The 14540-nt window shown below is 64.1% G+C and carries 12 protein-coding genes and 1 pseudogene; 11 read left to right on the plus strand and 2 right to left on the minus strand.

Features of this window, described 5'->3' with window-relative positions; translation table 11 throughout:
- Nucleotides 1-82 precede the first annotated feature (82 nt).
- From QF050_RS13525 to QF050_RS13575, 11 genes and pseudogenes are all read left to right on the plus strand, one after another.
- Nucleotides 83-1198 (plus strand): LacI family DNA-binding transcriptional regulator, encoded by a 1116-nt coding sequence (locus QF050_RS13525; RefSeq protein ID WP_308930876.1) that lies wholly within the window; start codon nt 83-85, stop codon nt 1196-1198.
- 193 nt (nt 1199-1391) lie between these two features.
- Complete coding sequence (locus tag QF050_RS13530; RefSeq protein ID WP_308930877.1) at nt 1392-2741, plus strand: extracellular solute-binding protein; 1350 nt, start codon at nt 1392-1394, stop codon at nt 2739-2741.
- A gap of 207 nt (nt 2742-2948) precedes the next feature.
- On the plus strand, nt 2949-3806 hold the full coding sequence (locus QF050_RS13535; RefSeq protein ID WP_308930878.1) for a sugar ABC transporter permease: 858 nt from the start codon (nt 2949-2951) through the stop codon (nt 3804-3806).
- On the plus strand, nt 3803-4723 hold the full coding sequence (locus QF050_RS13540; RefSeq protein WP_308930879.1) for a carbohydrate ABC transporter permease: 921 nt from the start codon (nt 3803-3805) through the stop codon (nt 4721-4723). The genes QF050_RS13535 and QF050_RS13540 overlap by 4 nt, the downstream gene beginning before the upstream one ends.
- 60 nt (nt 4724-4783) lie before the next feature.
- A complete protein-coding gene (locus QF050_RS13545; RefSeq protein ID WP_308930880.1) occupies nt 4784-6295 on the plus strand; it encodes an alpha-N-arabinofuranosidase in 1512 nt (503 codons plus the stop codon).
- Between the two features lie 185 nt (nt 6296-6480).
- Nucleotides 6481-6798, plus strand: coding sequence for an integration host factor, actinobacterial type (gene mihF / locus QF050_RS13550; protein ID WP_308930881.1), 318 nt, complete (start codon nt 6481-6483; stop codon nt 6796-6798).
- Nucleotides 6799-6845: 47 nt separating this feature from the next.
- Nucleotides 6846-7439, plus strand: a complete 594-nt coding sequence (gmk, locus tag QF050_RS13555; protein ID WP_308930882.1) for a guanylate kinase — start codon at nt 6846-6848, stop codon at nt 7437-7439.
- Between the two features lie 16 nt (nt 7440-7455).
- Nucleotides 7456-7716: a DNA-directed RNA polymerase subunit omega gene (gene rpoZ / locus QF050_RS13560; RefSeq protein WP_026264487.1), complete on the plus strand. Its 261-nt coding sequence runs from the start codon at nt 7456-7458 to the stop codon at nt 7714-7716.
- Nucleotides 7717-7754: 38 nt separating this feature from the next.
- Nucleotides 7755-8993, plus strand: coding sequence for a bifunctional phosphopantothenoylcysteine decarboxylase/phosphopantothenate--cysteine ligase CoaBC (gene coaBC, locus QF050_RS13565; protein WP_308930883.1), 1239 nt, complete (start codon nt 7755-7757; stop codon nt 8991-8993).
- A gap of 76 nt (nt 8994-9069) precedes the next feature.
- Complete coding sequence (gene metK, locus QF050_RS13570) at nt 9070-10305, plus strand: methionine adenosyltransferase (protein WP_308930884.1); 1236 nt, start codon at nt 9070-9072, stop codon at nt 10303-10305.
- Nucleotides 10306-10396: 91 nt separating this feature from the next.
- A pseudogene (locus QF050_RS13575) lies at nt 10397-12473 on the plus strand (primosomal protein N').
- Between the two features lie 56 nt (nt 12474-12529).
- Here the strand turns inward: QF050_RS13575 and QF050_RS13580 are convergent.
- Nucleotides 12530-13606 (minus strand): glycosyltransferase family 1 protein, encoded by a 1077-nt coding sequence (locus QF050_RS13580; protein ID WP_308930885.1) that lies wholly within the window; start codon nt 13604-13606, stop codon nt 12530-12532.
- Entirely contained in the window at nt 13603-14532 is a 930-nt protein-coding gene (locus QF050_RS13585) for an alpha/beta hydrolase (RefSeq protein ID WP_308930886.1), read from the minus strand. Before QF050_RS13585 ends, QF050_RS13580 begins: the two co-directional genes overlap by 4 nt.
- Nucleotides 14533-14540 lie beyond the last annotated feature (8 nt).

The raw sequence follows: 14540 nt of genomic DNA on the forward strand, positions 1-14540 counted from the left end.
CTGGCTCTGCGGGAAGCACTTGTTTCGTACCTGGCTTGTTCATTACTGATGGCCCCCTCCTGACGAATGCAGGGATGACGCCATGTGGGTGGCTGCCAGCGCCCGTTCCAACGATGTAACCTCGGGAAGGAAGACGACAATTTTGTCTTCGGGAGAGGACGAAATGGCGATCACAATGCGCGACGTGGCCGAGATGGCTGCCGTGTCAATAAAGACGGTCTCCAATGTAATCAACGACCACCCGAACATTAAGCCCGAGACACGCAGCCGTGTCCTTTCTGCCATCGAGGATCTCGGCTACCAACCAAATCTCTCGGCTCGCGGACTCCGTTCCGGCCGCACTGGTGTGATCAGCCTCATTATTCCCGACCTGAAAAACGCGTACTTCGCTGAGCTCGCAGACGCTGTGATGACTGCCGCCTCAAAGAGGGGCCAGGCTGTCATTATTGAACAGAGCGGCGGGGAGCGGGAACGCGAGCTGCAGATCCTTCGCGGCCCCCGAATGCGGATGGTGGACGGCGTCCTCTACAGTGTGCTCGGCCTTGAACAGGAGGACGCCGACCTCATCAATATCCCGACACCGATCGTGTTGCTGGGTGAACGCATCTTCAACGGACCCGCGGATCACGTAACCATGCAGAATGTCGAGGCATCCCAAGCAGCTACCGAACACCTTCTTGAACTCGGATGCACGCGCCTCCTGGCCTTAGGGGCCCACCCCGGGGAGGTGATCGGTTCAGCGGGCCTGCGGCTCGAAGGCTATCGCAGGGCGCTGAATCGAGCCTCCGTACCTTACCGCGAGGAACTGACCGTCGACGTCCAGACCTGGCACCGGGCGGACGGTGCTCAGGCCATGCGGCGCGTACTCGGATCGGGCCTCGCCTTCGACGGCGTGGTGGCTTTTAACGACTCCCTTGCCCTGGGCGCGATGAGCGTGATGCAGGACGCCGGCCTGAAGGTTCCCGACGATGTGGCGATTATCGGCTTCGACGATATCGACGAGACGCGCTACTCCCTTCCCGCGCTATCGACCGTAGACCCGGGCCGGCAGGAGATTGCCGAAACCGCAGTCCGGATGTTGCTGGAGCGGATCAACGGCGCGGCTGCCGGGCTTGCACCACGCGAGTTTGAGTCTTCCTTCAAAGTCATCGCCCGGGGATCCTCCGGGCGCGTTCCGGTAAAAGTCCCCCACAGTTAAGCCTTGACGTGGAGCAGGACTGCCCTCAGTATTGTTTTACATCGATTACTTACATCGATGTAAACGAAATGGGCGCTAGCTCGAAGTCTTTCCCAGCCCCTGACGGTCCTCCTGCACGTGCCCTTGGAGGGGCAGCCGCGGAGACCCGCTCAAGACAATGAAGTCCAGAAAATTCAGCACGAAGGGACCCTACGTGAACAAGAAAACTATGGCGGCCGCGCTGTCGGCCGTCGCCCTGGTTGCAAGCCTCTCTGCCTGCGGCGGCGGAGATGCTGCTCCTGAAGGCGCCAGCACCACTGATTGCACGAACAAGGTCATCCACGCCGATGCTCCCAGGGTCTCGGTATGGGCGTGGTACCCGAACATGGCTACCGTGGTGGATAACTTCAACAACTCGCACACAGATGTACAGGTCTGCTGGACTGTGGCCGGCCAGGGTGGCCCCGAGTATGCGAAGTTCCAGACGGCAATCGAGGCCGGCAAGGGCGCACCCGATGTGATCATGCTCGAAGCGGACCAGCTTACGGGCTTCGAGCTGCAGAATGCCCTCGTGGACTTGAGCGCCTTTGGTGCAGGCGACGTGAAGAAGAACTTCAGCGAGGGATCCTGGAAGGACGTCTCCCAAGGAAACTCTGTTTACGCCATTCCGGTCGACGGTGGCCCCATGGCAATGATTTACCGCAAGGATGTGCTCGACAAGTACGGCATCACGCCTCCAACGACATGGGCTGAGTACGAGAAGGCGGCGCAGAAAGTCAAGGACGCCGGCGGACCGGCCTTTGGCGATCTGGGCAGCAACGTTCCGGCGGCTTTGACCGCCCTCATGGCCCAAAAGGGTGCCGTTCCTTTCAAGTACGACCTGGCGGACCAAAAGAACATTTCGATCAACCTGGACAGCCAGCCGGCAAAGGACGTGTTGAACTACTGGGCGGGGCTGGCAAAGAAGGGCCTTGTAGGCACCCAGGACCAGTTCAACACCGACTACATCACCGGAATGGTCGGCGGTAAATATGCGACGTACATCTCCGCTGCCTGGGCCCCGGGCTATCTGACCGGATCGGGCGTGGGCAAGGGGCAGGAGAAGGATACATTCGCCGTCGCGCCCCTTCCGCAATGGGATTCCGGCAGCCCTGTTTCCGTAAACTGGGGCGGTTCAACCTTCGCGGTCACCTCACAGGCAACCGACAAGAAGCTGGCTGCCGAAGTCGCCAAGGGCCTTTACGCCGACGACGCGTCGCTCACAGACGGCTGGAAAACCCAAACCATCTTCCCGCTGAACCAGAATGTGCTGAAGTCGGACGCCTTCATCAACAACAAAGTTGACTTCTTCAGCGGTCAAACGGCCAACAAGGACATCTACATCCCGGCCGAGAACGCCTACCAAGGCTTCAACTACAGCCCATTCACGGTCTACTACTACGCGCAACTGCAAGCCGAGACGGTCAAGATCAACTCAGGCGAAATCAACGGCGAACAGGCGGCCACCGAGCTGCAGAACACCATGGTGACCTACGCAAAGAGCCAGGGTTTCACAGTCAAGTAGCACCAGCCCGGCCTGCTCCGCCGACGACTTACCGTCGGAGCAGGCCGGATCGACCGACAGAAGGACGCAGGACAGATCATGGCAGTTCACGGGTCAACGGCGACATCCTCGCCGCAAGTCGCTTCACCTGAAGTGCAGGGCCGCTCAGGGCGCCCTGAAAGCAGACGGGGTTCCCGCGTCAAGACGATGGCGTCACGCCAGGCGCGGATGGGATGGCTATTTATCGCTCCCTTCGTCGTGGTCTTCGGCGCGTTCCTCCTCGCGCCCCTTGGGTACGCGCTCTACCTCAGCCTCTTTACAAAAGGCCTTGCCACCGGAACACGATTCAGCGGGCTGGAGAACTATATTCACGCCTTCTCGGACCCCCAATTCCTCAGCGGCATCTGGTTCGTCATCCGGTTTTCTTTGGTTCTCATCCCGGTGCAAATGGCTGTGTCCCTGGCCGCAGCCCTTGTCCTGGACCATCTGACCACCAAAGTGGCCAAGTTCTCCCGACTCATGATTTTCCTTCCCTATGCAGTGCCGGCGGTCATAGGTGCGCTCATGTGGGGATTCCTATACAGCCCCTCATTCGGGCCGTTGCAGCAGGTCTTCTCCCTCTTCCACGCTTCAGCGCCATTCCTTCTCAGTCAGGACAACGTTTTCTACGGCCTGCTGAACGTCGTCACCTGGCAGTGGGCCGGATATTACATGATCATCATCTACGCGGCCCTCCAGGGAATCGACCCCTCCCTCTATGAGGCAGCGAAAATCGACGGCGCCTCCACCCGGCAAGTCGCGTTCAGGATCAAGGTTCCCATGGTCTCCTCGGCGCTGGTGCTGATCCTGATATTTGCGCTGATCGGAACCCTTCAGTTTTTCTCCGAGCCGCAAATTCTCGGCCCGGTCGCCAACGGGAGCATCACTCCCAATTTCACGCCGAACATCTACGCGTTCAATCTGGCATTCGGCTACGCCCAGTTCAACTACGCGTCTGCCATTTCCTTCTCCCTCGGCATTGTCGTCTTCATCGCCGTGTACATCTTCATGTTCGCCACCCGGAAAAAAGGGAGCACCCTGTCATGAGCGCAGCCACCACCGCAGCCGCCACCTCTGTCCGCGCCCCTGGCCCTTCACCCGACCGGCGCCGCAAGCCCCGCCGGAACGTGGTGGCCCATGTCTTCCTCGGAGTCCTGGTGCTGTACTTCCTGGTTCCTATCTGGTGGCTCTTCGTGGCGAGCACCAAAGACACCGAAGGGCTTTTCTCCGGTTCTTCCGGCGCCATGTGGTTCGACAGGAATTTCAACCTTGTCGCCAACCTCCAGGACCTCTTCACCTACAACGGCGGCGAGTACCTGCGGTGGCTGGGCAATTCAGTGCTGTATGCCGTGAGCGGCGGCCTGGGGGCCACGGCGATCTCGGTCCTGGCCGGTTACGGCTTCGCCAAATACAAGTTTCCGGGACGGAACCTGACCTTCGCCTTGCTGCTGGGCGCCGTTATGGTTCCCATGACTGCCCTTGTCATACCCACCTTTATCTTGCTCTCCAACCTCAAGCTGACCGACACGGTCTGGGCCGTTATCCTGCCATCGCTGCTTAGCCCCTTCGGCGTCTACCTGATGCGCGTCTACACCGCCGAGGCCGTGCCGGACGAGTTGCTGGATGCAGCCCGGGTGGACGGTGCCGGCGAACTTCGCACCTTCCTCCAAGTCGCACTGCCCCTGCTCCGTCCCGCCCTCGTCACGGTCCTCCTGCTTTCCGTCGTTGGAACCTGGAATAACTACTTCCTGCCGCTGGCCATGCTGTCGACCGCAAAGCTTTACCCGCTCACCGTCGGAATCGGGCTCTGGTCGCAACTGGCTTCCTCCAACAACGGCGGTGGCCATTCACTCTGGAGCCTCATCATCGTCGGCTCATTTGTCTCCATCATTCCTCTCGTCGTGGCCTTCCTGACGCTGCAAAAGTACTGGCAGGGCGGATTGTCCCTCGGAAGCCTCAAATAGGGCGCCCTTAGTACCAGGCGACACACCGACATCAACACATCACTTACCTGAAGGACAACTATGGTTTCCGCGCGCCTAACCATCGACCCGCAGTTCGCCGTGGGCCCCGTCAATCCACGCCTGTTCGGCTCGTTCGTCGAGCACTTGGGCCGCTGCGTCTACGACGGCATTTACGAGCCGGCCCATCCGAAGGCAGACGCTTCCGGATTCCGCACGGACGTCATGGAGCTCGTCAAAGAGCTCGGTGTCTCCGCCATCCGCTACCCTGGCGGTAACTTCGTCTCTGGCTTCCGGTGGGAGGACAGCGTCGGACCCAGGGACCAGCGCCCCCGGCGACTGGATCTGGCCTGGCACTCGACTGAGACAAACGAAGTCGGCCTGCATGAGTTCAGTTCGTGGCTGGAAAAGGTAGGCAGTGAGCTCATGCTCGCGGTCAATCTGGGCACCAGGGGAACCGAGGAAGCCCTCGACCTGCTGGAGTACACAAACATTCGTTCCGGGACTGAACTTTCCGAGCGCCGGGTCGCCAACGGCCGAACCGAGCCTTTCCGCATCAAAATGTGGTGCTTGGGGAACGAAATGGACGGCCCATGGCAGCTGGGACACCGCTCGGCGGACGATTACGGCAAGATCGCATCCCGGACGGCAAAGGCCATGAGGCAGCTGGACCCGTCAGTGGAACTCGTGGTCTGCGGCTCGTCGAGCGCCCAAATGCCCACGTTCGGTGAATGGGAACGGGTAGTTCTGACGCACAGCTATGACGATGTGGACTACATTTCGTGCCACGCCTATTACGAAGAGAAGAACGGGGACCTCGGTTCCTTCCTTGCCTCAGCCTCCAATATGGACCACTTCATCGAGTCGGTGGTTGCAACGGCTGATCACGTCAAGGCCGTCAAGGGCAGCTCGAAAACCATCAACATCTCCTTTGACGAATGGAATGTCTGGTACATCCAGCGCTTTGAGCAGATAGAGAAGATAGAAGGAATCGATAATTGGCCCACCGCACCGCGACTGCTTGAGGATGCCTACTCCGTCGCGGACGCGGTTGTTTTCGGCAACCTTCTGATGTCATTGCTTAAGCACGCCGACCGTGTCACCTCGGCTTCCCTTGCCCAGTTGGTCAATGTGATCGCGCCGATCATGACCGAACCGGGCGGCCCTGCGTGGAAGCAGACCACATTCTTCCCGTTCGCTTTGACTTCCAAACTCGCAAAGGGAAATGCCCTGGAGGTCAAGCTGGAAGCAGAAACTTACACTACGGAGGTCTACGGCGTGGTCCCTCTTATTGATGCCGTCGCCACCCACGACGCCGATACCGGATCCACGTCGGTCTTTCTGGTCAACCGCTCCCAAACGGAAGAAGCGACTGTAACAATAGATGTGACGGCGCTCAGGGGGGTCATCGTCCTGGACGCGCAGACGCTTTCGGACGATGACGTTTATGCCAAGAACACCCTTGACCAGCCGGACCGCGTGGGGCTCAGCAGGAATAAGAGCGTCGCTGTCCGCGACGGCATAGTGGAATTGACTCTTCCTCCCGTCTCCTGGACTTCCGTGAACCTGGGCTAAGCGCCCAGTTGTGTCCGAATCACACCGTGCTGCACCGGTCCTGGCCAGCCCAGGTGATCCTCCAGGCGACCACGACCTTAACTGTCCCCGATGCATTGCTTCGGGCTGCACCAGAGGGTATTTTCAGGACAGGTCCAAGGGCGGCCGCCCTTGGATGAAATCCGCCGACTCCGGGGGTGTCCGTGATGGTTCTGCGACCTTTATCTGCGACTGAACGGGCTGAGGCCCTGGGCAAGGCGGCAGCGGCAAGGGCCACCCGGGCAGCGGCCAAGGAAAGCCTTCGAAACGGGAACAGGTCCGCGGCGGACATCATCGGCTCAGCCCTTGAGGACGACGCCCTTGCCCGGATGAAGGTGTCCGAACTGCTCGAGGCACTTCCCGGCATCGGGAAGGTCCGTGCCGCGGCCATCATGCAGCAGCTGGGCATCGCGGCTTCCCGCCGGGTCCGCGGGCTGGGCGTCCACCAGCGGCGGGCGCTGGTAGATTTTATAGACGAGCATTAGCGCGGGCTCGGCGCCTGCGCTTCCCCAACCTCCAGCAAAAGGAATACGTGAGCAAGAAACCCGGACTGACAGTCCTCGCAGGTCCGACGGCTGTTGGCAAAGGCACCGTGTCCACCTACATCCGGGACAACTACCCCGAAGTCTGGCTTTCCGTCTCGGCCACCACCCGCGCCCCCAGGCCGGGTGAAGAGGACGGTGTCCACTACTTTTTCAAGTCCAAGGAGGAGTTCGACCAGCTCATCGCTGACGGTGAACTCCTGGAATGGGCCGTGGTCCATGGACAGAACACCTACGGCACGTTGAAGAGCACCGTAAACCGGGCGATCGCCGAGGGCCGCTCGGTCCTGCTGGAGATCGACCTCCAGGGCGCCCGCCAGGTCAAGGCGGCCGTCCCGGACGCGCAGTTCGTCTTCCTGGCCCCGCCCACGTGGGACGAGATGGTCCGGCGGCTGGTGGGCCGGGGGACCGAAACCCCGGAGGAACAGCAGCGCCGGCTGGAAACCGCTAAACTGGAACTTGCTGCTGAACCGGAGTTCGACCACACCGTCATCAACGACGACGTCCGCCGGGCAGCGGACGAGCTTGTTTCACTCATGGGGCTGACACCGCATCCACATCTGCCGGAACCGTCAGCCCGCTAGAAATTTGGAGAAATTCGTGTCTACGAACCTTGAAGGCATCATCAACCCGCCGATCGACGATCTGCTGAAGGTAGCGGATTCCAAGTACGGCCTGGTGATCTTCGGTGCCAAGCGTGCTCGTCAGATCAACGCCTACTACGCCCAGCTGCACGAGGGCCTGTTCGAATACGTCGGGCCGCTGGTTGACACCAAGCTGAACGAGAAGTCACTCTCGATCGCACTGCGCGAGATCAACGAAGGCAAGCTGGTTTCCACGCCGATCGAAGCCGCAGAGTAGTCCTGCAGCCGAACTGACTCGCTGTTGACGGAGGTCACGTGCGCATAGTCCTCGGAGTCGGGGGAGGGATTGCCGCCTACAAGGTGGCATCGCTCCTCCGGCTTTTTACTGAAGCCGGCCATGACGTCACGGTGATTCCCACCGAAGCGTCCACCCGATTCGTCGGTACCGCCACCTGGGAGGCGCTGTCCGGCAACCCGGTCAGCAACAGCGTTTTCGATGACGTGCACCTGGTCAACCACGTCCGCCTGGGCCACGAGGCCGACCTCGTGGTCGTCGCGCCGGCCACGGCCGACCTCCTCGCCAAGGCCGCAACCGGCCAGGCAGGAGATTTGCTCACCAACACGCTGCTCATGGCGCACGGCCCGGTGCTCTTCGCCCCGGCCATGCACACGGAGATGTGGCAACATGCCGCCACCCGCGCCAACGTCGAGATACTCCGCACGCGCGGGGCAGCAGTCCTTGAACCCGCCTCCGGCAGGCTGACCGGCGCCGATTCGGGACCTGGCAGGCTCCCGGAACCCCAGGTGATCTTCGAGGCCGCCATGGCCCTGGTGCAGGGCCGGTCCGATTACCAGCTCCCCCTGGCCGGGCGCACCGTCACCATCAGTGCCGGCGGCACCCGCGAACCACTGGATCCCGTCAGGTTCCTTGGCAACCGGTCTTCCGGCAAGCAGGGCGTGGCGCTGGCCGTCGCGGCGCGGAACGCCGGGGCCACCGTGCGTTTGCTGGCAGCCCACATGGAGGTCCCGGCGCCGGCGGGGGTTGAGGTTCAGCGAGTGGAAACCGCCCTGGAGCTCCGGGAAGCAGCACTGGCCGCAGCCGCCGGATCCGACGTCGTCATCATGTCCGCCGCCGTGGCCGATTTCCGGCCCGCGGAGGTATCGGACACCAAAATCAAGAAGCGGGACGACACCGCCGACCCCGTCATCACCCTGGTCCGCAACCCGGACATCCTGCAGGAGCTCGTGGAGCAGCGTAACGGAAGCCGTTCCGGGGCCGGGCAGCTCATCGTCGGGTTCGCTGCCGAAACAGGGGACAGCCAAGGCGACGTCCTGGCCTACGCCGAAGCCAAACTGCAGCGCAAGGGCTGTGACCTGCTGGTGGTCAACCATGTGGGGACGGACAAGGTCTTCGGGCAGGACTCCAACGCAGTGGTCATCCTCTCCCGGGCCGGCTCCGAACCACAGGAGGCGTCCGGGACCAAAACCGAGGTTTCGGAAGCCATCATCAGGCGCATCAGCTTTGAACTGAACCGCGTTTCGCCCCGCGCCTGACGTGTTTCAGGCCACGTTTGCTTAGCACGGGGACATCTCCCGCCTGGCAACCAACACCAACCAGTAAGGTAGTTGAGTGACTTTACCGCTGCACCTTCCCCAGCCCCATGGGGCCACGCCCCCCGCGCTTCGGCTCTTCACGTCCGAGTCGGTCACTGAGGGCCATCCGGACAAGATCTGCGACCAGATCAGCGACGCCATCCTGGATGCGCTGCTCGCGGCCGACCCCGAGTCGCGCGTGGCCGTGGAAACGATGGCCACCACGGGCCTGGTGCATGTGGCAGGCGAAGTCACCACCGACGCCTACGTCGAGATCCCGCAGATCGTCCGCGAGACCATCCTGGGAATCGGCTACGACTCCTCGGCCAACGGCTTCGATGGTGCTCGGTGCGGTGTCTCCGTCTCCATCGGCCAGCAGTCCAATGACATCGCCGGCGGCGTGTTCAACTCACTCGAGGCGCGAGAGGGCCGCCAGGAGGACGACTACGACCTCCAGGGCGCAGGCGACCAGGGTCTGATGTTCGGCTATGCCAGCGACGAGACCCCGTCCTACATGCCCGTGCCGATCTGGCTCGCGCACCGGCTCTCCGAGCGGCTCACCGAGGTCCGCAAGACGGGCCAGCTGGCCTACCTCCGCCCTGACGGCAAGACCCAGGTGACCATCGGCTACGACAAAGACGTCCCCGTCTCCGTTGAAACAGTGGTGATCTCCAGCCAGCACGCCGAGGGCGCCAGCCTGGAGCAGCTCCGGGCCGACCTCGCCGCCGTCGTCATCGAACCCATCCTTGCCGGTGCCAACCTGGACCTCTCGCGCACCGCAAACATCCTCAATCCCGCCGGTGAGTTCGTCATCGGCGGACCGGTCGGCGACGCGGGCCTCACCGGCCGCAAAATCATTGTCGACACCTACGGCGGCATGGCCCGCCACGGCGGCGGCGCCTTCTCCGGCAAGGACCCGTCCAAAGTGGACCGCTCCGCTGCGTACGCCATGCGCTGGGTGGCCAAGAACGTGGTGGCCGCAGGACTGGCCAAGCGTGCCGAGATCCAGATCGCCTATGCGATCGGCCAGGCCCGGCCCGTAGGAACGTACGTTGAGACGTTCGGCACCGAGACCGTTGACCCGGCAGGGATCAGCGCCGCCATCGCCGAAATCTTCGACCTGCGCCCGCGCGCCATCATTGACGCCCTGGACCTGAAGCGGCCCATCTACGCCAAGACCGCCGCACACGGGCACTTTGGCCGCGACGATCCCGACTTCACGTGGGAACGCCTGGACCGGGTGGACGACCTGAAGGCGTTCTTCAACGCCTGACCGTTCGCGTGCCGGCGGCCGGAAGACCATTGTCAGTGCCGGGTGCTTGACTGTCCATGTCCTACCCGGCAGCTGAACGGAGGTAACCGCCATGGTTGCTGACAGTTCGGTGCAGCCATCGCTGCTGCAGGGGTTCCCGGCCCGGGCACCCTCCGCCGGCATCACCATGGCCGCGCAGCTGCCGGTGGCAAGGGTCCTCGTGGAGTCCTCCCTGCCGCACCTGGACCGCCCTTTTGACTATGCCGTACCGGCCTCCCTCGACCAGGACGCCCGGCCGGGGGTGCGGGTCAAGGTCAAGTTCAACGGCCAGGACCTGAACGGCTTCCTCCTCGAACGGGTGGCGGAGTCCGACGCCGGACACACCCTGGTGCCTTTGGCCAAGGTTGTTTCACCGGTTCCGGTCCTCACGCCTGCCGTCAGGGATCTCGCCACCGCCGTCGCGGCCCGGTACGCCGGTACTGTCAGCGACGTCCTGCGCCTCGCCATTCCACCCCGCGTCGCCAGGCTGGAAAAGGACTTTCCCGGCTCCGCCGATGCCGGGGAGGCGGGCACCGTTCCCGGTACCCCCGGTCCGTCAGCCTGGAGCGCATACGGCACCGGCCCCGCTTTCCTGCGGCACCTGGCCGGCGGCGGAGCACCTCGAGCGGTGGTTAACCCGCTTCAGGGCTACGGACCCGCCGGGTGGCCGCACCTGCTCGCCGAGGCTGCTGCAGCCGCCTACGGCTCAGGCCGCGGCGCCCTGGTGGTGGTGCCGGACTACCGCGACCTAGACCGGCTGGAGGCAGCACTGAAGGACTTGCTGCCCGAAGATGCAGTTGCCCGGCTCACCGCAGATGACGGTCCCACGCCCCGGTACCGTAACTACCTGCGCCTGCTGGGAGGTACGGCTAAAGTTGTCATCGGCACCCGTTCGGCTGCCTTCGCACCGGTGCAGGACCTGGGGCTGGTGGCCTGCTGGGACGACGGCGACGACCTCCACATCGAGCAGCGCGCACCCTATGCGCACGCCCGGGAAGTCCTGCTCCTGCGGGCAGAACAGGAAAGCGCCGCCTGCCTGCTGGCCGGACACTCCCGCAGTACGGAGGTCCAGCGCCTCGTGGAGTCCGGCTGGGCCGTCCCCGTCAGCGCCGCGCGCGGCACACTCCGCGCGACCGTACCGCGCGTTGTCAGCACCGCTGACAGCTTCGAGCAGGCGCGCGACCCGCTGGCCACCATCGCCCGGCTTCCGCACGTCGCTTTGGCAGGCCGCCAAGGAAGGCCTGGAGCGCGGACCCGTCCTGGTCCAGGTGGCCAGAGCCGGCTACGCGCCGTCCCTGGTATGCGAAACGTGCCGCGAACCGGCGCGCTGCGGAAACTGCCAGGGGCCGCTGGCACTGGCGGGCACGTCAGCGCTGCCCCAGTGCCGCTGGTGCTCCACGCCGGCCCCGGACTGGAAGTGCTCCCACTGTGGAGGCAGTCGGCTCCGGAAGGGGGCTACCGGGGTCCTGCGGACTGCCGAAGAACTTGGCCGGGCGTTCCCCGGAAAGACCGTCATCACGTCCTCCGGAGACCAGGTAAAGGCCCAGGTAGGGGAAGCGAAAGCCCTGGTGGTGGCAACTGTAGGGGCGGAGCCCGTAGCGACCGGCGGCTATGCGGCGGCCCTGCTCCTGGACGGCGATTCCCTGCTGCGGCGCGAAACCCTCCGCGCCGGCGAGGACACGGTCCGCCGGTGGTTCAACGCCGCCGCACTGGTCCGGCCTGCCCCGGACGGCGGACTGGTGGTGGTAACTGCCGCTGACACAGCAGCCACCGGCGCCCTGCTCCGCTGGGATCCGGCCGGCTATGCCCAGCGTGAGCTGTCCCTGCGGATGGAACTCCAACTGCCCCCGGCCGTCCGGATCGCATCAGTCACCGGGCCGCGCGCCGCCGTCGAGCACTACACGGACGCCGTGGAGGCCGGGCTCGGAAGCGCGGGAATAACAGTGCGCACCGCAGGCCCTGCACCGGTGGTGCTGACCGCTCCGGCGTCCGGCAGGCGCTCGGCCGAGGACGTCCGGACCCTGCTGTTCTTCCCCTATGGCCAGGCGGCCGCCGTCGTCCGCGTTCTGCGGGTCACCCGGGCAGCCTCTGCCGCCAAGCGGACCGTTGAGCCGGTGCAGCTGCGTCTGGACGGCGTCGACGTCCTGTAGCGCGCGGCAGCCTCGGTGCCTTCTGCCCGGCCTGGGTGCCCCTGCCTCGACGCCCGTTAGCGCCGCCTGTTGGCCACGACTTCGTGTGCCGCGTCCACTAACTGCCGCGCTGATTCATCCCAGCTGAATTCAGCGGCCCGCGCCACCGAACGCCGCGACATGTCCTGCCAGTGCCCGTCATCCTGCAGTCGCGCCACGGCTCGGGCAAACTCTTCGGGGGAGCCCGGGTCCACGTACAGGGCTGCGTCCGCACCCACCTCGCGGAAGATCGGGATGTCGCTGGCGATGACGGGTGTCCCCACGGCCATTGCCTCCACGAGGGGGAGACCGTACCCCTCGGCCCTGGACAGGCTCACCAGCGCGGTGGCCCGCCGCAGCAGCCCGTCATATTCCTCGTCGGTGACGCCGTTGTGGAACACCACGGAGGCGCCCGGCGGCACCAGGCCTTCGAGTTCCGCCCTGCGTTGGGGACTGATCCGGCTGAGCAGGTGCAGGGTGTAGCCGGGCAATCCGGCCATGCCGGCCACCATGGTTTCCACGTTCTTGTAGGGCATGAATGAGCCCATGTAGATGATCGTCTTGTCCGCGCCGTCGCCCGGGGTGCGGTGGACCTGGGCCGGCTGGGGGGCGTTGGCGATGATGCGTACCGGCCGTCGGGTCAGGCGGTACTTGGTCATGAGCGCTTCCGTGGTCCGGCTGATGGTGGCCACGGTGTCGGCCCGGTTCAGCAGCAGCCGCTGGGGCCAGAACGCTTTGTGGTAGAGGCGCCAGAGCAGCCTGACCGGTGCCGGCAGGAATCCCGGGGGAGCGGGGTGCTCATAGTAGATGAGGTCGTGCAGGGTCAGGATCAGGCCGTACTTCCTGCCCCACGTGCCCATGGTCTGCATGGGGCACACCACCACGTCCGCCCCGAGACGGTTGATCTTGCGGGCAACGAACAGCTCCAGAGGGGAGAGCGGGCTGCTGATCAGTGTGTAGGGCACATCCGGGAGGAGGGCGAGCTGCCGGACGTCCGAGACCAGCATCGAGACGTCGGCGATTTTCGCCGTCGCAGCGATCAGGCTGGCCCCGTAGCGGCTGATGCCGTCATGGTGGTCGGTGCGGGTAAAACGGGCATCGATGACAATCTTCACGCGGGGTGATCCTTCAGGAAGCTGCGGATATAGCGGGCGGCCGGCTCCGGCGTTTCGTAGTGGATCAGGTGTCCGACGCCGGGAATCACCTTCAGTTCCCCGTCAGGCAGCAGTGCCAGAAGGCGCTGCTGGCTGGGAAGCGTGGCAATTTCGTCCTTTTCGCCTGCCACCAGCAGCACGGGGAGGTCCAGCTGCCCGGCCACCTGGGCCACGTGGTTGCAGACCGACACCGTGAAGGACTCCAGCAGGCTGTCGCGGTCGGCGAAGGAACTGAAGTACGCGTGGTGCTGGCCGTGGATGAACGCCCGCAGTTCCTTGTCACGTGTCTTGGCCATGGTCTCGCTCATGACACGCACTATCATCCGGTTGCGCAGCAGGGCCAGCCCGGGCTTGCGGGGGAGCTTTGCCGCCAGCCGGTAGTACAGGACGGCCAGCCGCGTCATCGCGCCTTTGGGTCCCTCCAGTGCCGGGGCGGCGATGGGGTTGATGAGGATCAGGGGGCGGACTGCCCCGGGATTGCCGGCCACAAAGTGCGCTGCCACGATCGATCCGAAAGAGTGGCCCAGCAGCACGGTGTCCGGACCCAGCCCCCTGGCGGCCATGAAGTCGCTGATGAACTGCCCGTAGCGCTTCACCGAATGCTCGTCCCGGGCGAAGGCGTCCGAACTGCCGAAGCCCGGCAGGTCCGGCATGATGATCCGCATGTCCGGCAGTTGGTCCGCGACGCGCAGGAGTCCGTGGTGGTCACCCCTAAAGCCGTGGACCACCAGGATGGTGCGGGTCTCCGGCGTCTCTTCCAGCGGCTCGTAGGTCCAGAAGGCGACCGTGCCGCCGTTGAGGCTTACGGTGCCGGCCGAGGTTCGTCCTGCCAGTCCGGCACTCAGGTATGCGGGCGCGGGGGAGGGCCCCGGGTTCACGGTATCCATGCCCGCGC

It is taken from the genome of Arthrobacter sp. SLBN-112 (assembly GCF_030944625.1).
In the GTDB taxonomy this organism is placed as follows: domain Bacteria; phylum Actinomycetota; class Actinomycetes; order Actinomycetales; family Micrococcaceae; genus Arthrobacter.

Coding starts and splice junctions, on each gene's coding strand:
- QF050_RS13585 (WP_308930886.1), bottom strand. CDS start 14,532: ATGGATACCGTGAACCCGGGGCCCTCCCCCGCGCCCGCATACCTGAGT.
- QF050_RS13540 (WP_308930879.1), top strand. CDS start 3,803: ATGAGCGCAGCCACCACCGCAGCCGCCACCTCTGTCCGCGCCCCTGGC.
- QF050_RS13545 (WP_308930880.1), top strand. CDS start 4,784: ATGGTTTCCGCGCGCCTAACCATCGACCCGCAGTTCGCCGTGGGCCCC.
- mihF (WP_308930881.1), top strand. CDS start 6,481: ATGGTTCTGCGACCTTTATCTGCGACTGAACGGGCTGAGGCCCTGGGC.
- QF050_RS13525 (WP_308930876.1), top strand. CDS start 83: ATGTGGGTGGCTGCCAGCGCCCGTTCCAACGATGTAACCTCGGGAAGG.
- QF050_RS13535 (WP_308930878.1), top strand. CDS start 2,949: ATGGGATGGCTATTTATCGCTCCCTTCGTCGTGGTCTTCGGCGCGTTC.